Annotated in this window: 15 protein-coding genes and 5 pseudogenes; 16 read left to right on the forward strand and 4 right to left on the reverse strand. The window is 58.1% G+C overall.

Going from position 1 to position 22556, the window contains the following annotated elements:
* Positions 1 to 20: 20 nt before the first annotated feature.
* The 6 genes from VSR82_RS36735 (at position 21) to VSR82_RS36760 (ending at position 4742) form a co-directional block, all read left to right on the forward strand.
* Positions 21 to 227: a hypothetical protein gene (locus VSR82_RS36735; RefSeq protein WP_184251901.1), complete on the forward strand. Its 207-nt coding sequence runs from the start codon at positions 21 to 23 to the stop codon at positions 225 to 227.
* A 61-nt stretch (positions 228 to 288) separates the two neighbouring features.
* Positions 289 to 447 (forward strand): hypothetical protein, encoded by a 159-nt coding sequence (locus tag VSR82_RS36740; protein WP_184251902.1) that lies wholly within the window; start codon positions 289 to 291, stop codon positions 445 to 447.
* A gap of 85 nt (positions 448 to 532) precedes the next feature.
* Positions 533 to 1588: a hypothetical protein gene (locus tag VSR82_RS36745; protein WP_498858610.1), complete on the forward strand. Its 1056-nt coding sequence runs from the start codon at positions 533 to 535 to the stop codon at positions 1586 to 1588.
* Positions 1589 to 2053: 465 nt separating this feature from the next.
* Positions 2054 to 2356 (forward strand): hypothetical protein, encoded by a 303-nt coding sequence (locus VSR82_RS36750; RefSeq protein ID WP_498858611.1) that lies wholly within the window; start codon positions 2054 to 2056, stop codon positions 2354 to 2356.
* Between the two features lie 508 nt (positions 2357 to 2864).
* The gene (locus VSR82_RS36755) at positions 2865 to 4208 is read left to right on the forward strand and encodes an adenine nucleotide alpha hydrolase family protein (RefSeq protein ID WP_498858612.1); all 1344 of its coding nucleotides are present in this window, start codon (positions 2865 to 2867) and stop codon (positions 4206 to 4208) included.
* A gap of 75 nt (positions 4209 to 4283) precedes the next feature.
* Positions 4284 to 4742: a hypothetical protein gene (locus VSR82_RS36760; protein WP_498858613.1), complete on the forward strand. Its 459-nt coding sequence runs from the start codon at positions 4284 to 4286 to the stop codon at positions 4740 to 4742.
* Between the two features lie 503 nt (positions 4743 to 5245).
* On the opposite strand, the pseudogene VSR82_RS36765 reads toward VSR82_RS36760, so the two are convergent.
* The 3 genes and pseudogenes from VSR82_RS36765 to VSR82_RS36775 all read right to left on the reverse strand — a co-directional run.
* Positions 5246 to 5383: pseudogene (locus VSR82_RS36765) on the reverse strand (IS6 family transposase); the annotation flags it as partial.
* Between the two features lie 32 nt (positions 5384 to 5415).
* On the reverse strand, positions 5416 to 5724 hold the full coding sequence (locus VSR82_RS36770; protein WP_498858614.1) for a hypothetical protein: 309 nt from the start codon (positions 5722 to 5724) through the stop codon (positions 5416 to 5418).
* Positions 5725 to 5784: 60 nt separating this feature from the next.
* Entirely contained in the window at positions 5785 to 8592 is a 2808-nt protein-coding gene (locus tag VSR82_RS36775; protein ID WP_498858615.1) for an autotransporter family protein, read from the reverse strand.
* Positions 8593 to 9909: 1317 nt separating this feature from the next.
* Here VSR82_RS36775 and VSR82_RS36780 point away from each other — a divergent pair.
* The 10 genes and pseudogenes from VSR82_RS36780 to VSR82_RS36825 all read left to right on the forward strand — a co-directional run bounded on the left by VSR82_RS36780 (position 9910) and on the right by VSR82_RS36825 (position 20923).
* On the forward strand, positions 9910 to 11850 hold the full coding sequence (locus VSR82_RS36780; protein WP_498858616.1) for a hypothetical protein: 1941 nt from the start codon (positions 9910 to 9912) through the stop codon (positions 11848 to 11850).
* Positions 11851 to 13050: 1200 nt separating this feature from the next.
* Positions 13051 to 13419: pseudogene (locus VSR82_RS36785) on the forward strand (helix-turn-helix domain-containing protein); the annotation flags it as partial.
* 86 nt (positions 13420 to 13505) lie between these two features.
* Positions 13506 to 13712, forward strand: a pseudogene (locus VSR82_RS36790) (transposase); the annotation flags it as partial.
* 39 nt (positions 13713 to 13751) lie between these two features.
* A complete protein-coding gene (locus tag VSR82_RS36795) occupies positions 13752 to 14003 on the forward strand; it encodes a hypothetical protein (RefSeq protein WP_498858626.1) in 252 nt (83 codons plus the stop codon).
* Positions 13979 to 14332, forward strand: a complete 354-nt coding sequence (gene tnpB, locus VSR82_RS36800) for an IS66 family insertion sequence element accessory protein TnpB (protein WP_429464177.1) — start codon at positions 13979 to 13981, stop codon at positions 14330 to 14332. Before VSR82_RS36795 ends, tnpB begins: the two co-directional genes overlap by 25 nt.
* A 45-nt stretch (positions 14333 to 14377) precedes the next feature.
* Entirely contained in the window at positions 14378 to 14986 is a 609-nt protein-coding gene (locus VSR82_RS36805) for a transposase (RefSeq protein WP_498858617.1), read from the forward strand.
* A 1030-nt stretch (positions 14987 to 16016) separates the two neighbouring features.
* Positions 16017 to 16739, forward strand: coding sequence for an IS6 family transposase (locus VSR82_RS36810; RefSeq protein ID WP_498858618.1), 723 nt, complete (start codon positions 16017 to 16019; stop codon positions 16737 to 16739).
* 54 nt (positions 16740 to 16793) lie between these two features.
* Positions 16794 to 16956, forward strand: a pseudogene (locus VSR82_RS36815) (IS21 family transposase); the annotation flags it as partial.
* 360 nt (positions 16957 to 17316) lie between these two features.
* Positions 17317 to 18339 (forward strand): annotated as a pseudogene (locus VSR82_RS36820) (IS3 family transposase).
* 352 nt (positions 18340 to 18691) lie between these two features.
* Positions 18692 to 20923, forward strand: coding sequence for a S9 family peptidase (locus tag VSR82_RS36825; protein WP_498858619.1), 2232 nt, complete (start codon positions 18692 to 18694; stop codon positions 20921 to 20923).
* Between the two features lie 531 nt (positions 20924 to 21454).
* On the opposite strand, the gene VSR82_RS36830 is transcribed toward VSR82_RS36825, so the two are convergent.
* The gene (locus VSR82_RS36830; protein WP_498858620.1) at positions 21455 to 22480 is read right to left on the reverse strand and encodes an IS5 family transposase; all 1026 of its coding nucleotides are present in this window, start codon (positions 22478 to 22480) and stop codon (positions 21455 to 21457) included.
* Positions 22481 to 22556 lie beyond the last annotated feature (76 nt).

Genomic DNA, 22556 nt, shown 5'->3' on the forward strand with positions numbered 1-22556 from the left:
TTCTTACAACGAGGAATCCCATGCAAAACCTGTTCTTGCTGCTCATCGCAGCGAGCAGTTCGTCGCTGTGCGCGTGCACGGCTCAACCGGTGGCACACGTTGAGCCGGCCAGGCCAGCACCGACGATCGTTGTCCGCAAGCCGCGAGGCGAACCGAGCGATTTTGTTCTCTGCAAGGATGGTCGCGTCCTGGTCTTCCCGGCCGCGCATCCGCAAACCTGTTCCTGATCGCGCGAAGCCCCGGCCTCGAACGAGCGTCGGGGCTTCGTGCGCAAACATGGAGGTGACCATGAAGAAGCAGATCGCAACCGCAACCGTGATCGGGGCAATGCTTGCACTTGTATGCCTGCTCTGGGAACAGCAGTCGTTTGCTGCGCTTCACAGACATCCGACGCGCGTACCAGCCAATAGTCTGTCGCCATTCGACCGGCAACTTCGTCGCGCCTGACTGCCGCCATCGAAATTTTCTTTACCCCGACCGGGCAGACCTCCCGGTTGGGGAGGTCTGCCCGGCATTCTTTAAGGAGCCGAAATTGACCTTCTCATGCAGTGATTTTCTAGACGATGTCATGCGCAGTCTCGTTCACTCACAGGCGATCACTGAGGCCGAAATTCCTGCTGATGATCCCGGCAAAGCCGCAGACGTTGCGACCGCGGCAATCGTGGCAATGCACCGTGCAGGCCTGTTCGCACGCTTCATGCGCGAGCTGCTGAACGCAGTGGAAACGTTGGGAGCGATCGCTGAGGCCCACGGTGTCGATGCGCTGGTCTTCCTGTTCGACCTGCAGGCGGCGATTCTGAACGATACCTATGTCGATGCGCACGCCGGCATCGACGGTCGCATCGTCGAACTCGTATCTCAACTGCCTTCGGCCGCCGAATGGATGAAGCATATCCGGAAGGAAGGGCCTGAGGTCGACACTCCCTTCGGGGCTACTGCTCTGCTGGAGAGCCGCAAAGTGCTGGAAGGCGGAGATTGTCGATCGCCGGACCACGAGTTCAAAAACTTCCACCGGCTGCTTTGCGAGCGCTTCGAGTACCCGCACGATGCGATTGACTGGAAACGCGATCAGCTTTCGCTGATCGAATGGATCGCGAATCGCCAGTCGACCCCGGTCAGTGTGCAGCCTGTTCCGACCATCCGGGTCAGAGCGGACGGCGACGCGAATTTCTATCATCTTCTGGACGGCGAGGACTGGGTTGCCGCCGTGCAGATGAATGGCAAGTACACAGTGCCGGTGCAGGAAGCCATGCTGCAGAAGTTTGCCGGGGTGTTGCGCAATCCATGCGGTCCTCACTTGCCGGACATGAGCAACGCCGTTCCTGATCATGTCCGGGACCGGGTGAAATGGGCGCTGAGCCGATTGCGCGAACATGAAGGCGCGCTTCAGGGAGTTCAGCTGGCGCGCGGGAATGGCCAGATCCTGGCACTGGAACTGAAGGATCGGGAAGAGGCGATCAGGCACGCAATGGAAAGGATTAACGAATTCCGGGGCATGGCTGCGAAAAATGGTGTGGATGCTGAAGCGTTTATCCATTCCATTGGCGGTCTTCCCGATCTGGAGAGGTTCGGATACAGGACCAGCTAGCCGGTACCATGAAACCGCCCGTCGAGCGTCCCCGTCCTGGGGTCCGCCCGACGGGCATTTTTTTTTGGTGCTCGCGCAATCGGCGCCGGATTTGCGGGTCGTCTTCGGTCGAAAGAGACCACTATTTCCGCATCTTTCCCCGTGGTCACGCCCGCGCACTGGAATTACCCTTTGTGAATCTTCTGCGCCACAGGCGCATCGACCGGCCCGCCTAGCGGGCTTCTTTTTCCCCCTGGGAGCTTCTCCCACAGGGGAGGCTCCCGTCCTACCGGAGCCTTCATGAAAAGCACTCAACGCAGCGCCAATCGTTACCGTTCTGCTTCCTGAGAGCGGGTCTGCGCAGCATCCACCCGGGTTCCCGCGGATTTCGGGCGTCACTTGCGTGACGTCGCCCGCCCGCTGCAGATCGCCTACCAACGTCTCATGTCCTCGTATGACGGTTATCCAGCCGGTATCGAGTGCCGCATGGAAGATCGCGAGTCCTGGGCATTCGTGCTTCCGGATGCGTCAGGCTCAAAGGCGTGGCGCATTCAGCAGTTCGACCTGGACGGGTTAATCGGTCATCTCTGCTTCGACTCCCTCAACGAGGCGATCGAAGAAATGCTTCGCATGGGCTACTGCGTGACTGATCCCGGAGCACTCGATCGCATCGGAGTTACCGACCGATGGGCACGGGGTGTACGCCGCGCAGCGCTCATGCAGAAGCATCAGGAAGGCCTCATCACCTACCATCAGATGACCGACGAGATGTCTGCACTGCCTCACTGACCTTTCAACTCATTGACCGCTGTGGGAGCCGCTCCCGTAGGGGGGCTGGCTCCATTAACCCGGAGCAATCATGTTTGACGAGATTCTTCAAAAGATGGAGGCCGCGATCGCCGTCCTCATGGGCCTGATCCGTGTCGGCCATCCGTTGTGCGGCACGGCCAGCGGCAAGGACTCGACGTGCGCGACGATTCTCATGCTAGAAGCCGTGCGCCGCGTCGCGGAAGAAGGCCACGTGCAACCCGCGCACTACATCTCTTCGGCCAATACAACGATCGAAAACAGCAGTCTTGCGCGGCATATCGAGACCATGCTGGAAGAGGTCGACGAGCACGCGGCCGCATATGGGCTCGGCGTGACGACGCACATTGCCACACCGTCGCTTGCCATGCAGTTTGTCGTTTCCACCATCGGCCGCGGCACGCTGGTACGCACCGTCGAAAACGGCGTGCGTGCCGGCAAACGCACGAGAGCGTGCGCGACGGACTGGAAGCTCATCCCACAGGGGCGGTTGCGCGCGGCGCTCGAGCGCGATGCGACGGCCCGGGGCGACCGCGAGATCTGTACCGTTCTCGGCAATCGCATCGCTGAAAGCGCCTCGCGCGGCGTTGCCATGCTGGCCCGAGCGGAAAGCGCGATTGCGCCTACGCGTGACGCCAACGATGCACTGTCTATCTCACCGTTGCGCGACTGGTCGGTCGATGACATCTGGCTGATGCTGACGATGTTTGCCGACGAAGAGAAGCGTCCGTTTCCTTGTGCGTTTTCGGTGCGATCCATCGAACGTCTGTCGGACCTGTACCGCGCCGGCAACGATGGCATGTGTGGGGTCGTCCTCGGAGAAAGTGGGCAGCGTACGGCGTGCGGTTCGCGATTCGGATGCGTGTTCTGCTGCGTCGTTGGCGATCGGGACAAGTCGCTGGAATCCATGATCCGGGAGCCGGAGCATGCGTACATGGCGGGCCTCAACGATTTCCGCAATTACCTGCTCGCAACGCAATGGGATCTGAAGCGCCGCGAGCTGGTGGGTCGGTCGCTGAGCTCTGCCGGATATGTGCGTGTGCAGCCCGATGTGCTGTCGTTTTCGGAGCGCATGAACCTGTTGCGCTACCTGCTCACGCTCGACGCGCTCGAAATTGAGCGCGCCGAACAGCACGACGCGGATCTCGCGGCTGGTCTCATTCCTGATACGCCCGAGAACCGCGACCTCTGCGACGTGCAGTTCGAGATGATCACGCCGTCACAACTGGTCGCGATCGACTTCATGCTGTCCATGCACCACTACGCGCCGCATGCGTTTCCAGCGGTATCAGCCTGGTTCGAAGTCCACAGACTGCGGCGCCGATACCGCATCCCCAAAGTCGACACGTTTCCGAAGGTACCCATCGTGAATCACGGGTGGTTTCGCGTCGGACAGTTCGACGCGGATGCACCAGCCGAGGGTCTTCGGGATTTTGGTGCCGAGCAGTGGAATCGGTATCGGCATCCAGGTCGCGTGTCCACCTATGCACAAACGACTGCTGGGGAACGCGTTGTGTATTTCGAGCAAAGCGATCACCTCGACGTCGATGCCGAAAGAGCCTGTGAGTTCGTAACCTGCTCGTTTGATTACGAGTGGTATGCGCGCGTGCAGGCCAACGCAGGAATCGAATCGGCGCGCTTCTGGCTCAACGAAACGATCCTGACACTGCCTACGGGCAAATCGCAGCGATATCAGGAGATGGCGGCGCGTGGGCAGTATTTCGCGCGACTCGCCGAGCGACTGAACCTGACGCCGGCAGAAATGGATCAGTACCTGATCAGCAATGCGGTCAAGGAAGTGCAGCAGCTCGATCTCTTCTCAATGGCCGCGTGAGCGGTCTCATTTCATTCACCCTTGCGGGGCATCCCCTCGCAAGGGGCTGCTCCGCGCATCCATCTGGAGTAGCTTATGTACCTTGAAGCAGCTGAACCCGGCATGCCGGTTCGCCAGAGCAACGCTCATGTGGACGAAGGCCTGCTCGTCCGTGTGGGTATCCCGCACAGCGGCGGCCGACTCGCATACCACGCGTTCAATGAAGGATACGCGGGCATGGTCTCCGCTTCTGCCTTCTGGAATCCGAAAACCGGGCGCTTCCGCATCCCTGAAGCGACAGACCTGACAGAGATGGATTTCGCTCTGGACAGTGCGGGATTCACCGCCATGCGGCTCTTTCAACTGAAAGGTCGGCAGCGCGGCATCGCTGGCGTATATCCGTGGACGATGGAGCAATTCGTGGAACTCGCCTCGTTTTCCGGGGCCACGTGGGTCTCTCAGCCCGATTTATGCTTATGTGTTTTTGGTTTCGTCTGTCCGGGGTTGGACAATATCTCTCTCGAGAAGGGAGGGGGTGTGGGGGAGGGAGGTTGACCTGGCGACTTGAGCTAGCCAGTCGCATTCGTAGCTGCCGATAGGTGTCCGTATCGCGAGGCTTTCTTCGGATGCGACCACTTTCTGCCGCTCGCCTGAGCCATGCGGTGGTCGCTCGAACGGCTGGTCCACTCCGAAACCCGCCCAATGCTCAACGCGCAATTGTCGCCCAGAGCCGACGGCGGCCGAACAGGAACGTGTGGCCGTTTTAGATCGGCGGACATTCGCGACCCGGCGTCGGCGAGCGTCAGCATTCCCTATTTGCGGACGAGTCTTCACGACCCATTGTGGTCGGTCGTCAGATCGCGGTCCCTTCGTCGCTTCTTGAAGTACTGCGGTCATCCGACGGCCGGTCTTGTCGGTCGGGCATCGGCCAACACAGTCAACAGCGCCGCAGAACCTTATCGACTTGGCGTACGCCAAGTTCCGAGTCATTGGATTTGAGGAAGCCGCGTCAGAGAGAAGATTGGGCCGGAAGCTGCTTGTATTGCCGCAGCAATCTCGACGGTCACACCGCGCTCGAAGAGCAGTTCCTCGATCTCGCGCAAGCCCAACTGAAAGCGGAAATACCAGCGCACAGCACAACTGATAACCTCGCCTGGGAAACGGTGACCGTGATAGAGCGATTTGAATTTCTTCATCATGCCACAACGTGAAAGCGCCGTCCGGCGCACTACTGAAGTGTTTTAGACGATGATTTTTTTGGACGAGATGGCGTTGCACCAGAAACAGGTTGGATCGGGTTTGCCACAGCGGCATCGATCGCCCCTTTAGCCCCGTGATCCGCACGGACTAACGTTGCACGAGTCATGGAGACGACCAGGCCGGGAACTGTTTGACCAGGCGACTCGGTAGTGTTCATCGATATTCCCGTTACATTGAATTCAACGTTAAGTACCCAATGACCTTCATGAATATGCTGACTACGCAGTACACCAATTAGTAATTCCTGGAAAGAAAACTTGTATTCATTGTTCGACATCGTTATCCCCTGAAAAAGCCGTCCTTGCATAAACGAGGGAAGGTCGCCGAGTATATTTTCTCACCAACTGTAGCGTACGCCGAAATCACCCTTAACACCATTACGTCGAACGTTGCTGTCCCCACTTACGGCGAGTTGATAACCGAACTGTGCATAGAGGTTCAGGCGCCCAGTAATCTTTGCAGTAACGCCACCGGCAAATTCTAAGCGCGTCGCCTGTATTATCAACGGCACCTGGTCACCACCAAACGTCGTGGTCGCCTGAGCGTTCCAATCCCGCCACAAGTTGGCACGCACATACGGCTGCCATACAACATGATTGCCGCCTTCGATGGTCCATTGTCCACGCACGCCGAGCCGGCCAGTAGCCCCAGACGTCGAACCCAATGACACACTTCCAAGACTGTCATTCGTGTCGCTGAATGATACATGCTGCCAGATGATTTGCGCTTGAGGCTCGATCACGAAGCCCGGACCTAACGCAAGCGGTATTGGGTAGCCTGCCTCTAGGGATGTCACGAAACCAGAACCTTGAACCGATAGGCTGGCCGATTGTGTACTGGCGTCGCCATCATAGTGCGTGCCCTGCAATACGGCGTCAAGATACCAACCACTTGGTCCATAGTGCGTCCAGTATCCGGCGCCTGAATATGCATTTAGATTCATTGAACCAGTGCGACCGAATATATACTCGGTTGCGGCTGCGTTCGTCATGATGCCATCAACATCCGCACTACCGTGGCCATACGCAAAGTACACACCAGCGATGTCACGATGTCCGGGCCAGAAACTGCCTCGCCAAACGTCAAGACCAGTCTGGACGCCGATCACTGAGCCGTTCGCGCGTGGATTGGCGAAAGCCTGATAGCGGTTATCGATTTGCGAACCAAACACACGCCCCCACGCGGAAGATGCCAATCCTGAACGATCCGCACCACCAGCCTGCGGTGTAAGCGTGTCGCCGATGCGCTCATGCAGCGTACCGAGCATTTCAAGACCTATTTGCCGAGCGATCGGTTGCATAACACCATAAGTGGCAAGCTCCGGGCCGATGATTGGATACGTTCCAGGCGGCAAAGGGCCAACCGCAGGCGGATCGGGAGGCACGACTTCGGGCTGCACTGGGGGTACAGGCGGCACAACTGGTGGGATGGGCTCCTCTGGAGTCGGAGGCACCACGAAATGCGAACGCAGGAACCAGTCTTCAAGATTACTACCATTGACGCCACCTCGGAACAGGTCGTAGGTAAATGCGCCGCCGCGTGCTTCGCCCGCGAGCGAAAAGGCGTCCCCATTCGTCGTGCCGCCGTTCGTGACGATCACGACCGGAATGCCATCGGCCCGCGTCAGCGCACCGGGACCGCCCGCGTTCCTGATCGCGAGCTTCGACGCTCCCGTGGCCGTGCCGGTATCGATGACGAGCCTGTCCGACGGCGAGTTGTCCGCGCCCAGAAACGTGTCGAGCGCGATCGTGCCGTTATTGCCGACGTACTGCGTCGTGGTGAGCGTGGTGCCCGGATCGCCAGCGGTATGAATGAGTCCCGCGTTGACGACGCTGGCAACGCGCTGGTCGAAGCCGCGCAGGCCCATTTTCCCGGCCGATGCGATGTGATAGTCCGAATTCGCGCTGAAGACCTGGGTAGCGCCCGCAGCGAGCGTTCCGCCCTCGATCATGGTCGGGCCGGCATAGGTGCTGGCGCCGGTCATCACCGTTTCACCGTTCAGCACGTTGACCGTGCCCGTGCCCGCGATGGCGGCGGGAAACGTGTAACTGCCGCTGTTATCCGTGTGGTTGAAAACGACATTGCCCGTGCCGGCGCCGAACGTCAGCGTGTTCGCAACGAGCGTGCCGGGAGCGACTGGCGCAGAGCCAGTGGGCGCCCCGATGTTCAGTGTCCCGGTCGAGCCGGCATTCTGCGCAACAGAGACGGCGTTCGCAGAAACCTGTGCACCGTTTTCGATTGTCAGGTTTCCCGTGCCAGATTGACCGACGGCTAGCGTTGCCGCACTAAGCACGGAACCCGGATCGGTGACCGTGGCGTTGCCCACCGCTCCTGCGGAGGCACCGATAATGGCGTTCCCGCCGACCGTCACGGTGCCGTTCGACTGGACGCGCATATCCGCCGTGCCACCCTGGGCGATCACCAGATTCGGCGAACTCATCAACCCGCCGTTCGACGCGGTGACTGTTCCGCTCGCACCGGGATTGAAAGCGAGGTAGATCGTGGTTCCACTGCTAGCCATGCCACCATCGGTGACCGTCAACGCGCCAGCCGTGCCGATGCCGACGCTCAGACTGGTCGTGGAGCGGAGCGTGCTGCCGGGTCCGCTGACCAGCGCGGTAGCCGTCGTGCTGCCTCCGATCTGCAAACTTGTCCCCGTTGAAACTGAGCCGCCATTAAGCACATTGATTTGTCCCGTCCCGCCGTTCCCGACGATAAACTGGCCGTCATTCGTGTACGTCGAGCCGTGCCCTTCGACCGTCAGCACACCGGCGGAGCCAGCGCGCTCCCCTAGGCGGCTTATAAACAGGCTGTGCACGCTACCGCCGTCGCTCACCGTGAGCGTTCCCGAACCCTCAAAGCCGATGTAGTACTGCGATTCGGGGTTGGTGGTGTTGATCGACCCGCCGTTTACGGTGATGAGCCCCGTGCTTCCAGCGAACTGCCCAATCTGGATACCGGACAGTACAACGTTTGCGCCAGTCGGAACAATGAATGTCCCGCCCGGAGCACCTCCTCCATTATTCCCGCTGCTGGCGCCCGCGACGACATTCGTGAACGAACTCGGCCCGGCGGGTGCGGTCACGGTGGTGTTGCCGTCAATATTGAGGGCACTCTGTGCGAACCCAATCCTGGGAACAGACATCTCTCCGCACGCAAGCGCCACGGCCACAGCAGCGAGACGCAATTTACGATGGTTTGCACGTCTGGGACAACGCTTCATCGTGAACTCCAGGGAAACGGCAGTCTGGGAACTCCATTTATCGAAACAGAATCCGGGGCCATGGAAACGGGCTGCAGGGCGTTTCGCATTTCGGATTCGTTCATCGGACGCACGAGTGCCTCTCCCTGCAAAACGGGTGACCAAGCTACAAAGCTTTTTCTATCAGCATGCCGCATGCACATAATTAGCAATCCTGCACACAACGCATTGGATTCAAATAATGCAAGATGAGTCGGTACGAAACGGCGCGCTATTTCGTCGGGTATGCCAGCTTGCTAGCGTACTGTTCGTCCGTTTGAAGGCGCATCATTCGCCTCGTTGCCGGACGATACATGCCATTCCACGTGCGACATCAATGCGACGTACCGTCCTGCCATCTCCGGACGACACACCGGAAAAGTTCTTGGCAAATAATCGAGTTTTAGGTTATACAACCTGTGAAATTTTTCAAGAAAACGCGCGGATCATTTCATAAAATGCCCAGTCCGATGCGGTTAATTAACCTATGTGGCGTCTGACTATCGAGATGCAGCTGTGAGTTACTCCAGGGCGGTAGAATTGGCATGAATGAAAGCCTACCAAGAAGAACGAAAAGAAGCGCTTCTCCGGTCGCCGGGGTGCGAGCACATAACGCAAGTTAGATAAAACTCGCGCTTTTCGGCGACTACCGAACTTCACATTTCAGTAGTCGTTCTTTCTTTCAGTGGTCGTTCTTCTGTTTGATAGGTATGCGTAATCGTTAGCATTCAGGCAAGGGAGGACGTATGCCAAGGGAATTCGCAACGGCTGTTTCCGAATATTGTCGTGCAGAACAATCGTCACTGCGATTCCTTGCCGTTGCCCACGCAACGATGGGTCATGGTGAAGACTCCAACGTGACCGCTAGCAGCGTCCGACGACTGTCGTCAGCTCGACTACCCTGTCTGGTGTCTATCGCTGGCTCTTCGGCGCCCTCCCCGGCCATCACCGTAAGCGAGGGAAATCCCGTTGTTTCGCCAGACTCGCTACCATGCCGGCTGATCGTCATCACATCCATCGCGTTCAATCGGCCCTACGTTTACGCGACAGGCGGTGCCGTGAAGCCTGAAAACGTCCTGATTGCAGTTTCTGCGACCGCAGCTGCATCCCTCACGCTGTGGATGAGGAACACCGATGTATCCACGGATTGACGTTTTGTACGCCGATCAGTGTCTGACCGAAAGTGCCTAACATGCTCGACCCTTAATTTATGGAGATGTCATGGGAGCATCCGGGAACATTCAGCAACGCAAACGACCGTCTAATGTATTGGCCTTCCGGTATCTGACCGGTTTCCGGCGCATCAAACCAGGTCATGCATTTCGGCTGAATGCGATCGCGGTTGCAACGCAGCTCCTGGCGGTTGCGCATGCGCAGACGACTATCGGCCCGGGCACCATCACAACTTCGCAGATCCTGAATGGTCAGACCGTCACCGTCGTCGGCGGTACGAGCATTAACGTGCCCAACGTTCCGAATAACGGCTGGGCCATCCTCGCGCGCGAGGGTTCCCACGTCACGTTCGATCCCACTGCCGGCCCCGCTGCCGGTCCGATCCAGCTGATCGGCAACACGGCGTTGGGCCACGCGCTGCAGGTACAGCAAGAGTCGTCCGCGCAGGGCTCGGGGCTGGAGATCACGACCAACGGCCCCGGCGAATATGGGATCGAGTTGCATCAGAACGGCTCGGTCAACCTGAGCAACACGAACATCACGACGAATGGCGCCGCGTCCGGTGGCATCGGAGCCTACGGACTGGGGGTTTCCGATACGTTGTCCGCCACGCTGTCAAACAGTTCGATCACGACCAGAGGCGACGTCGGCAATGGCGTGATTTCGTTCGGGGGCACCATCACGCTGATCAACGTCCCGGTGCGCACGGAAAGCAGCAGTACAACCCTGAGTGCGTATGGCGTCAACGCCCAGAGCGGCGGACAGATCACGATGAATGGCGGTTCTGTCCTGACCAATTCGTATAGTGGCGTCGGTCTGCGCGCGTCCGGGTCATCCGCGCCGAACTCGGCCATTGTTGCCACCGATGTCGCAGTCGAGACGCACGGCAATACGGGCTATGGCGTGCTGGCCCTCGCCGGCGGCGCCAGGGTCGATATGACGGGAGGCAGCATTACCACCACCGGCCAGTCGGGTGCGGGTCTCATAGCACGCGAAACCGGACAGGTCAGGACGTCGGGTACCCCGATCAACACCAGCGGGCAAACGGGATACGGTGCCTATGCCTATGCCTATGCCTATTCCGCGGAGCGAATCAGCATGACCGGAGGAAGCGTCACCACGATTGGCCGGTCAGGCCGCGGGCTGACAGTCACGGACGCCAATTCCCTGCTCAGTGCCACCGACGTTCCGGTCCAGACGGCCGGCCTCTACGGCTACGGCGCTTATGCGGGCAATGGCTCGGTCCTTGACGTTACGCGCGGCAGCTTCAATACCACCGGCGATAGTGCGATCGGCGTTGTCGCGGTAGGCAGCAACACGTCGGCGACGTTGAACGGCACGACAATAGGCACCAGCGGCACGGGATCGGAAGGCATCGACGTTGAAAATGGCGCGACGTTGACGGCGTCGAATGTCACGGCCCGCGCCACTGGAGCCAGCAGCGCGGCACTGTACATGGGCGACAACACAGGTGGCGGTGCCCGTGTGAGCTTCACCGGCGGCAGCGTGACGAGTGCCGCGGTGCCGACCGTCACGATCGCCAGCGGGCTCTCGCACCTCTCGCTGACCGATACGACCGTGCATGGTGACGCGCTCTGGCTACGCGTCGCCGCCACCGATGCCTACAGTGCCCTCGCCCGCACACGCGTTACGCCGGGCGTGCAGCCCTCCGCCGACGCCGCAGCCGGACCCGAGGAGGCGGAGGCCACTGTGCCGCTCGCCCCGGATGTGGAGAGCGTCAGCGACAGCACGACCGGCGGGCAGGCGACCAGATGGGCGATGCGTTGCAATACTCGCTCGGCATCAACGGCACGTATACGCAGAGGCTCTCGCTCTATGGGCGCGTGTCGTACCAGCAGCAGATCGGTAGCGGCGGGTTCCGGGGTTGGCTCATCAATGGCGGGGCGCGGTACGTGTTCTAGCTATCTGCTGGACTTCCGGTTCGTCCCGTTGGACCAACGGCGACTCGGGGGCGGCCGACAGCAGTAGGCGCGGCGGACCTTGCCCGAGGAAGGGCCACCACCCAGATTCGCGAATTGGGTAGCAGTCTGCATGCGGCTAACGCCCTGCTGGTGTCGGCCGCCCAGTTTGTATCGAAAGATGACCTGGCGCGGTTCGAACGGATGAAGGAGACCCGTCTGGCGGGAATGCGCACGTCACGCTTGGAGCACATCTTCGCCAGATTGCCCAACCTGCATACTGGCTGAGGCATAAAAGTGGAAGTTGGCTGGCAACGCCTGTCTTCGGCGGCCACGATGTTTCTCGCGGCAACTAAATGTTCGCACTGCGCGTAGCTCAGCGAGTTAAACGTCGTGTTTTCTTGTTTCGTGCGCAGATACGCGCGCACGAAGTGTCCTCAATTCCAGTTGCAATTCAAGGCACAGGTACATCAAGGCCTTTGTCAACCTGTCTGCTCGTGCTTTTGTCGCGAATCGCGCGCGTGCGTCAGAAGGCGTGCACGGAGTGGCGTGCGATGCCTTTTCGGACGCAAGAAGCTCGTCGACAAGGCGCCTGTGGTGGGCATACAACCCGGCCCGGCTCACACGCGCCAAGCGGCATACTTCGCTAATCGAGAGCCTTTCGCATGGGTTCTCATCTCGTTTCGCCCTCACGACGGCGCGAACCTTGTCTTCGACACTCAGACCTTCCTTCTTCATCTTCAACATCCTTCGAGCCAGTAACGCCATCTCCACGACCGCCTTCGTTGAGACCGCGGAGCAATCGAACGGTGTTTTCTCGACGACGGGAAACCCACTGAACGGTTTGTTCTGGAAGATCTGTCCGTCTCAAAAACTCGTCGTCCCCAGAGAGCCGGCGCTCCCACGAGGCGCGGTGATGCTCGGTCACGGCAAAGTTGGAGCAGGTCGAGCAGATGTCTGGGGAACGCCTCGTTTCATCCGGCCCCTTTGCATCGCCACGACATGGAGACAAGCTTTGTGAATACACACAATACCCCCAATCGCATGGTGCCAGCTTTACCCCAGCATCGATCAGCTTCTCCGCCACAGCATTTATTCCCTTTTTTCCGCGGTAGTGTGTCGCGCCAGATCCCTTTAATGCTAGAAGTGCAGAACTCGCCCTGCCGCCGACGTGCGATGCCGTGAGAAGGTCGGTGAGCCCCTTCATAAGGTCAATCCGAGCTTCCTGATGGAGCAACTTCTGTGAGGCAGCTCGACGGCCGAATGCTGAATCAGCAGAGGAGGAGATAATGGTAGGCTCTATCGGGCGCGCCCTGGCGTCAATCAGAAGCAGAACCTGCAAAGGTTCTGGAAAGCAATTGCACAGGGTCTGTCAAGCGAGGAAGCGGCAGTCATAGCTGGTGTGTCTTCTGCGGTCGGAGCTCGCTGGTTCAGGCAAAGTGGCGGTATGCCCAATATCAGCCTTGCTCCGCTTTCAGCCCGGTTTCTCGCTCTTCAGGAACGGGAGGAAATCGCGCTCTTACGCGTCCAGGGGCATGGCATTCGCGAGATTGCCCGACGTGTAGGACGACATCCATCGACTATCTCGCGCGAACTGAGCCGCAATGCTGCGACGCGTAGTGGCTACGTTGAATATCGGTAAGCGGTCAATAAAAGACGCCCTTCCATCGAGGGGCAGAAGGTCAGAAGCTAGGTGTCCACGTGGACACCTGCACACTGACACCGATGACAGGGAACAAAGATCTCAAGAGCCGCCTGGTGATTGGCGCAAAACGCGACGGCCGTCGCGAGTATGACGAAGGCGCACGCGACGAATTGGTGAGGATGTGCCTGAAGCCCAGCGTGTCAATCGCGCGCACAGCAATGGAACATGATGTAAATCCGAATCAGCTTCCCAAGTGGATCACTCGTTACCGTCAGCAGCGAATGGCGCAGGCTCAGCAGATCTCGCCATCAGGAGTCACGGGTGGCGTGCCGATCGATACTCCGACACCATTGCGCCCGAGCGAGGCGCCGCCATTCATCCCAGTCGTCACCGCACCATTGCCACCGCCGGCTATGCCTCAAGGGCCGTCGCAGTCGCCGCCACTGATGGTGGTCGCGTTTCATGTGCGGTTGCCGAATGGCGTCGAATTTGGGCTCGGCAACGCGAGTCTCGAGGAACTGGCGACGATCGTCCAGATGCTGGGGAGGCTGCCGTGTTCCGGTTCGACGATGGGCTGAAGGTCTACGTTCACCGCGATCCCGTTGACTTCCGGATGGGCATCAATGGTTTGTCGATCCTCGTCGAGCAGACGATGTCGCTAAACCCGCTGGACGAGGCACTGTATGTGTTCGGCAACCGGCGTCACGATCGTATCAAGATCATTGCCTGGGATGGCAATGGGTTCTGGCTTCTTCTGAAGCGGCTTGAGGGTCATGATCGCTTTGCATGGCCCAGCGATGCGGCGATCGTGACATTGAGCATCGAGCAACTACGCTGGCTTCTACAGGGCGTCGATCTCGCCGCCATCAAGAAGCACCCGAAACGATATTACGTCCGTGTGAGCTGAACGTCGGCGCAGTATGCCGGGTTTGTCGAGGAACGTACCGCGCTGGTGAATCGCCTGCGCGGACTGCTTGCCGAGTTTGGTGTGTTTCTGGCGCAAGGCATCCGCACATTACACCAACACATCGTCGACCGTATCGAAGACGGCAGCAACGAACTCGCTGGTCCCACACGCCAGGCCCTGATGCGTGGCTGGGCACAATGCCAGGCATTGGATCAGGAAATCGCGTGGCTTGACAAACAGATTGCCGAACCCGCCGGTCATGATCCTCAGGCACAGCGGTGCATGGACGTGTGCGGCGTGGGCCCTCTGACTGCATCCGCCGCTGTTTCGACCATCGTTGATGCGCGACAATTCAAAAACGGCCGGCAGATGGCTGCCTGGATCGGCACCGTAAAACAGCGGCTCGGACGCATCACCAAGCAAGGCAACGACTATCTCCGAACCCTGCTGTTTCATGGCGCGCGCTCAGCGGTCCTGACGGCACACCGACGTGACGACCGGCTCTCGCGCTGGATTGTCCAGCTACAGGCGCGCGTCGGCTACTACAAGACGCTGGTCGCCGTCGCCAACAAGCATGCGCGTATTCTCTGGGCGTGCTCGCGAAAGGCGAGAAATTCGATCCATCGCACGTATGGATTGCTCCGCGCGCAGTGATTTGCGCAACAGACAGCGAGTTAGCCATCAACCACGATCCACTTTGCACTCGAAGACGCAACAGGTAAAGGATAGCGACAGGTCAGACCGGCAGCGGGCGAACTCGATGAACCGTAAGGCGCCAAATCGCATCTATTCGCCGTCCCAGGGATGGAGTCCCGCTGCGCGGTTACTATCCGGGCCCGGGCGCAACCACAGCGCCCAGTAAGGCCGTTTATGGGCATGCAGTCTGTCTCGCCGCCGTCCGCACCACCAACGTCTCGAACGACACCGAAGCTTGGTCAGCGACGCATTAAAACCCGCTTGTTAAAATGGGGAGGTCCTTATAGGCGGGTCAGGCCTTCAGAACCTTCGCAACGCCAGCCGCCAACGTCTTTCGCAAAATTCGTTCCTTCTCCACTGGCTCTTCGGGCGAATTCTTCATGCCCTGCTTTTACAGTAACTCCTTAGCGCGACGGAGCCGGAAGACGAGGGTGTCGTCATCGCCAACCTCGTCAACCTGTGGAACGCGTTCGGCAAGTGCGTGTGCGTAAAAGATCTATAGTTGCGTCTGCAACAACATACGGGAATGTCTGGTGCCGCAAGAGCGGGACTGTTTTTGTAGCACCCCTCGTTTGGACTTTCTGTCCAGCCGGCGTGGCATGGACTAGGTTTAGCCATTTTCAGCTTAGCTAAATCGTCTTTATTTTTCAGCAATATCCAATCTTGAATAAATATTTGCGGCCCCACGGGAACTTGACCTTGAGGCCCAGGCTCCGAATTCGGAAGGTCAGGTGAATAAACGGATTGCTGCCACACTCGACAATCCGAATGAAATCCATTCTGTGCGCAATAGGCTGGATTATCGGCGGAATTAGTATTAAGTTGAAGCGAATAACCGCTCGCAGGTTTCGCTAAGCCGCTTACAACGGTTCCCGGGAAGCTCCCAATTGCCGAGGTCGTGAGCCGGTCGTCTGTGCGATATAATCGGGGTTCTGTCGCGCCAAGGTGCCGGGTTAAAATTTGCGTTCGATCCTGAGTGACGAACAGCATGGGCCAGACGAAGAAGACACCACGCGCGACGTTGCCTCCGGGCATCGGCGAAGGTCTCAAGCGACTGCACTATCCGTTGGACGTGATCCTGCTGTGCGTACGCTGGTATGTGGCTTACTCGTTGAGCCTGCGAAATCTCGAGGAGATGATGGCAGAGCGAGGCATCGAGGTCGACCATTCGAGCGTGCACCGCTGGGTTATCAAGCTCGTACCGCTGTTTGAGAAGGCGTTTCGCCGCCACAAGCGCCCGGTGGGCAAGAGCTGGAGGATGGACGAGACGTACGTCAAGGTCAGAGGCCAATGGAAGTATTTGTACCGCGCTGTCGACAAGCAGGGCAACACAGTCGATTTCCTGCTGCGTGCCCATCGAGACAAGGCCGCTGTGCGCCGCTACTTTGAGAAGGCGACTGACCAGAACGGCGAGCCCGAGACGATTACCGTGGACAAGAGCGGTGCGAATCTGGCTGCGCTCGAGGCTCTCAACGCCGGGCGCGACACGCCGATCAAGATCCGCCAGAACAAGTATCTGAACAACATCATCGAGCAGGACCACCGAGCGATCAAACGCATCATCAAACCGATGATGGGATTCAAGGACTTTCGCTGTGCCCGCATCATTCTGTCTGGCATCGAAGTGATGCATATGATCCGCAAGGGACAGATGCAAGACGATCGCGTCGCCCGAACGGTTGCCGGGCAGTTCTACCTGCTGGCTATGTAAGCAATCCTATGTACATTCACTCATTTGATCTGCCATCGTTATCGCGACAGAACCCTGGCGATTCGTGACGCACTGTTCCCGCGTTAGGCTTACCGCAGAACCTGGGAGCAACTCGATGCCCGCATGTCACAACGCGACGCATGCAAGACGATGTCAGCCTGCTTGAGCTCGCGGGCCTGCACGGGGTGGGGCCGTACTGGCAGGGAAGCTTCATGCGAATGACAACTACCCCGTTGGGCCGCAGTCGAATTCAATGCCCGCGATCGTGCGAGTTTTGAGATGCGGAGCGGTACGCGTTCGGACAAATCGCAGCAGGTTGCGCGGTGGCCATTCAGTGAGCCTGTGCACGAGGTAGACGTACGGCTCAAGGTCGCTGGCGCTGCATACGAGCACGACTCAGTCAACGGGGGCTGGCCATCTCCGTGTGCAGTGACGCATTTCCGCCAATCGGGCCGACGGTTGTAGGAAATGTTGGGTTTCGGACAAACAGAGGTGGCGCCGAGAATTCGGACAGTTCGTTGAGTGGAAAAGCAGGGGCGTGAGTCGGTCATAATGGGCGGCAACAAGGAACCAGAAGATGACGAAACGAAACCGACGGACACACTCAGCAGCGTTCAAGGCAAAGGTGGCACTCGCGGCGCTCAAGGGCGACAAGACGCTGGCAGAGCTGGCCCAGCAGTTTGATGTCCATCCGAATCAGATCACGGACTGGAAGAAGCAACTGCAGGAGCGGGTTGCCGATGTGTTCGAAGCGGGCAACTCGGCGCCAGCGGCACCGCCAGTCGACGTGAAGGTACTGCACGCGAAGATCGGGCAGTTGACGCTGGAGAATGATTTTTTAGAAAGCGCGCTCAGCAAGGCCGGGATTGCTGGGCGTAAGGCGATGATTGATCGTGGCGGCTGGTAGGCATCAGCCGGGCGAGCGCCTATTACCAATCGCGTGGGGTGCTGCGTCGCGAAGGCAGCAAGGTCGGGCGCAGGCACGCCGGCACCTTGATGAAGCGCATGGGCGTCGAGGCGTTGTATCGCAAGCCGAACACGAGCCGCAAGCATGCAGCCCACCGGATCTGGCCATACCTGCTACGCAACCGGAAGATCGACCGGGCCAATCAAGTCTGGGCACTCGATACGAGCTATATCCCGATGGCGCGCGGCTTCGTCTATCTGACGGCCGTCGTGGACTGGGCGAGTCGTCGGGTGCTGGCATACCGGGTGGCGATCACGCTGGAGAGCTGCCACGCTGTCGAGGCGCTGGAGGAAGCGTTTGCGAAATACGGGCTGCCTGAGATCGTCAACACGGATCAAGGCAGCCCCGTTCACCGCAACCGATTCACCGACGCGGTGCTTAGCCGGAACGTTCCTCTGTCCATGGATGGAAAGGGCGCCTGGCGTGACAACGTGTTCGTCGAACGGGTGTGGCGCAGCGTCAAATATGAAGAGGTCTATCTGAAAGCCTATGACTCGGTCAGCCACGCCCGCAGCTCAATCGGGCGATTACCTGAACGGGTATAACCAGAACCGGCCTGATGCCAGGCTGGCCGACCAGACACTGGATGAAGCATACTTCGCCACGCTGCCAGCGATAAAATCGGCAGCCTGATTGCCTCAGCGATTCCACTTAAAAACTCGCGGATCCTGTCTGAACGAACGAGGCCACCTGTCGCGGCGTCTTCGCTGGCTTATTCATCTGCCGACTTGCAGTTTCCAAGACCGGCCACTCTACTTCCCGTTATCGCGACAGAACCTCACCGGTCGCCTCGCTTGCGATCAGCGGACACTGATCATACCCACTCGCATTCACTGATGGCATAAAAATTGCGGCAAGGTAAGCCGACGACGTAACCTACATACTCAAGGCCAAACATTCATGCAACAAAATTGTCACCATCTTTCTGCTTCTAATTTCCTACTGCACGTTGCTATCGGCTGCTGACAACCAGGGGAACGGAACCATGCCCCCCCCCTTTGCTCTTACCCCCTCAGACTTTCAGCGGGCTCTTAGAGTTCGTTATCAATACTCGGATAAAATTGTCAATTTCGTCGATACTCCCCCTTTCTGGCTTTCGCCCGAGACGTTTGCCTACCGACGGACGACACATGGCGAGCGCCAGTTCATTAAATTCAATGTCAAAACTGGGAAGAAGCAACCGGCTTTCGATCATAGTCGCCTTGCCGAAGCATTAAATAAGGCGGCCTCCTCCAATTTCCGAGGCACTTCGCTGCCCTTTGGCCGCTTCGAAATCGGACAAGACGGCAACCAGTTGCTGTTCTACATTGATTCCGTTCAGTGGAGTTGTGATCTTTCAAGCTACATCTGCACTAGGATCTCTCAGGGCGAAATCTTGTCATTTCATAACGACTTCACGCCAACGGCTGAAAGCGATAGTCGAATGACAAGCGATTCGCCGGACGGCAAGTGGAAAGCATATATCAAAAACTACAACGTCTTTCTAATGAGTAAGGACGGGTCAGTAAATGTACCGCTAAGTTCGGACGGGACAGAAGCGAACAATTACGTCTTCTCATCCCTAAAGTGGTCCCCTGACTCGAATCACCTCGCAGGTTACCGTGTCGCCGTCGGCCAACCGCGTCAAATCATGCTTGTCAATTCCTCAGCAACAAACCATCAAGCCAGGTATGAGCCATTAGCGTATCCCAAAGCGGGAGATATTCTTCCGCGACCGCAACCGGTACTATTCGACATAGTCAACAAGCGCATGGTCAATATCGACAATGCCTTGTTCCCGAATCCTTTTGACCTTTCCCAAATTAATTGGTGGAAGGATGGGAAAGGCTTTACATTTGAGTACAACCAACGCGGCCATCAGCTCTACCGAGTAATCGAGGTGGAGGCAGCCACCGGCCGTACGCGCTCTTTGATCGATGAGGTCAGCTCCACGTTCGTCGATTATAGAGATTTAAGAAATAACCAAAGAAGTGCCGGAAAGCACTTTCGTTACAATGTCAATGATGGAGAGGAAATTATCTGGGCATCCGAGCGCGATGGATTTGAACATCTGTACCTATTTAATGGCCGTACCGGTGTTTTAGAAAACCAAATCACCAAAGGTGACTGGATTGTCCGCGGGGTGGCCCACATCGATCCAGTCAGAAGGGAAATCTGGTTTGAAGCAAGCGGAATGAATTTCGGTGAGGACCCATATTTCATTCATGCCTACCGAATTGGCTTCGACGGAAAGGGGCTGACATCACTTACGCCAGAACCGGCCAATCATCACATCGAGTTTTCTCCGGACGGTAGATTCTACGTCGACCTCTGGTCGCGTATCGACCTTCCCCCACGCATGGCGCTTTTCCGGTCTAGCGACAACGCTAAACTGATGCAGATCGAGAGCACCGACATCTCCCAACTCGAATCTAATGGATGGAGAGCACCAATCAATTTTGTTGCCAAAGGGCGCGATGGTAAGACCGATATTTGGGGGATCATTCATCTACCAGATAGATTCGATCCACATCTGAAGTATCCTGTGGTGGAGCATATATATGCCGGCCCGCAAGGCTCTCACGTCCCAAAGTCATTCACAACCACAACAGAGCCCCTTACCCAGTTAGGTTTTATCGTTGTGCAAATCGACGGAATGGGCACTAACAACCGTTCACGCCTTTTCCATGATGTCGCGTGGAAGAATCTGAAAGATGCAGGCCTTCCCGATCGCATTCTGTGGCATAAGGCGGCTGCCTCTGTATATCCCTGGTACGACATCTCGAATTTGGGAATCTTCGGTACATCAGCTGGCGGCCAGAATGCCATGAATGCACTGCTATTCCATTCGGACTTCTATAAGGTTGCGGTAGCCAACAGCGGCTGCTATGACAACCGTATGGACAAGATATGGTGGAACGAACAGTGGATGGGCTGGCCCGTCGGCATTGAATACTCACAGTCCTCCGCCATCGACAATGCCGACAATCTGCACGGCAAACTTATGCTTGTTGTGGGCGAAATGGACCACAATGTCGATCCGGCCTCCACCTTTGCGCTCGCCGACAGTCTCATTAAGGCGGGAAAGGAATTCGAAATGGTCTATGTGCCCGGTGCTGATCATGGAGCCCCCGGTATCTTCACCGAGCGTAAGCTCATGGATTTCTTCGTTCGCAATGTTTTCGGGCAAGATCCGCCTAATTGGAATGCCACATCGACGCATTTTCCGTCGAGTTGATTTCCCTTTATACTGATCGCCGTGACATTGAGTTCGTAGGATTTTTCTATAGTCACATTCAATCGTTTACGTTGGGCTCAGGACTGCTATTGTTTGCCTTTGTTGAACGCAAGCCCGCAAGATTCGTGTGGGAGACCGGCGCAGTGTCATCGCCGGTCGCTGAGCGTCGCCGTCGTTCAGGCGCTACGCCGAAAGCAGTGGGGTCAATGCCGTTGCGCGTTGGCGATCGTACTCGCTCTGGCGCTTGAAAATTTCTCGCCTCAGCGGTCGTGGACCTGAGGATTGAAAGTGGCACGGCCATTGGGATGCCAACGAGATCATTCGCTTGTAGGGGTTATAAGCTGGAACCGCCGATTTTTTCGAAATTCTTCCAATTCAATAGTCGGCCCTGAACAATTCATTCTTCGATGCACCCGCATCAGGCCGGCGCAATGCTGCGGTCGAGCAAAGCAGCAAGAACGTATGCAAAAAAAAGCCGCAGCTTCCTGGCTTTGTTCAGCAGGGCATGGCTGCAGTTGGTTGCAGACGCAACTAGGCATTTTTGACGCAAACGGCCTTGCCGAAGCTGTTCCACAAATTCACGAGGTTCGCGATAATCACGCCCTCGCGCTGCTGAGATTCGGTTTTGCGCGTCAGTAGCCGCGCACCGATGCAACGCTTGATTCGCGAGATCTGCGCCTCGACCAGCGCACGCTGGCCATACCCGTATTTGTTGCGGAACGCATGGATGCCCTTGTCCTTGATGTACCGAACGAGATGGTCGTGCCAGCGCGTCGCCGGCTGATTGTGAACGACCGCATTGGCCGGTGGGGGAATCACCGGCAGCACGCCGCAGGCTGACCACGCCTCGGTCTGCGCAATACTGTAGTACGCGCCGTCGGCGATCATGCAGTCGGCGATCACGCAGTCGGCGATCACGCAGTCGACGTTCGCGTCGACTGCCAGCATCGCATTCAGGCCCGCCTCGTCGGAGACGTTGTCCTCGGTAATCGCGATCCGGTGGACATTCATCTCCGGGTCGATCGACAGATGCATCTTGCGCCACGGCGTCTGGCTCGCGTCGCGCCCGTACTTTTGCCGATGCCATTCGCTGGCCCGGCCAAAGTTCATGCCGCTGCTGTCGACGATCAGGCTGATGGCTTCGCCGTTGCGCAGGCGTTCGGCCACGCGAGCGCAGCGTTGCTTGACCTGAACCTCGAGCGTACGGAACCGCTCGCTCAGAAGCCCGAAACTCGGTACCCCGATGTCGAGTCCGCGCAGCGCCCAGAATTCGTGCATGTGGCCGGTGATCTGCCGCATGCCCCAGCCGAACAGCCGGTAGAAGATGAAGATCGGTTCGAGGTACGCATCGCTGTACGTCCGGGACTGACCCGACACGCCCTTCTGGTAGGGCGTGTCGTTGATGAACAGCGCCTTCAGGTCTCCGTCGGGACAATACAGGCTGAGTTGCCCGCGCCGCTTCAGGCTTTCGTTGTACTCGTGCGCGTTTGTTACCGCATAGCCCGGCTTCGCTCGTTTGCGCGGTTCGCCCGTCTTCAGTCTTGTCTTGTAAGGCATGAAAGCTCGCTCGTCGGATAGATCACCGGACTCTTTCTACCCGACCCACGGCCGCCGCGCAAGCGGCCCTCTTGAA

Source organism: Burkholderia sp. JPY481 (assembly GCF_038900515.1).
Classification (GTDB): Bacteria; Pseudomonadota; Gammaproteobacteria; order Burkholderiales; family Burkholderiaceae; genus Paraburkholderia; species Paraburkholderia youngii.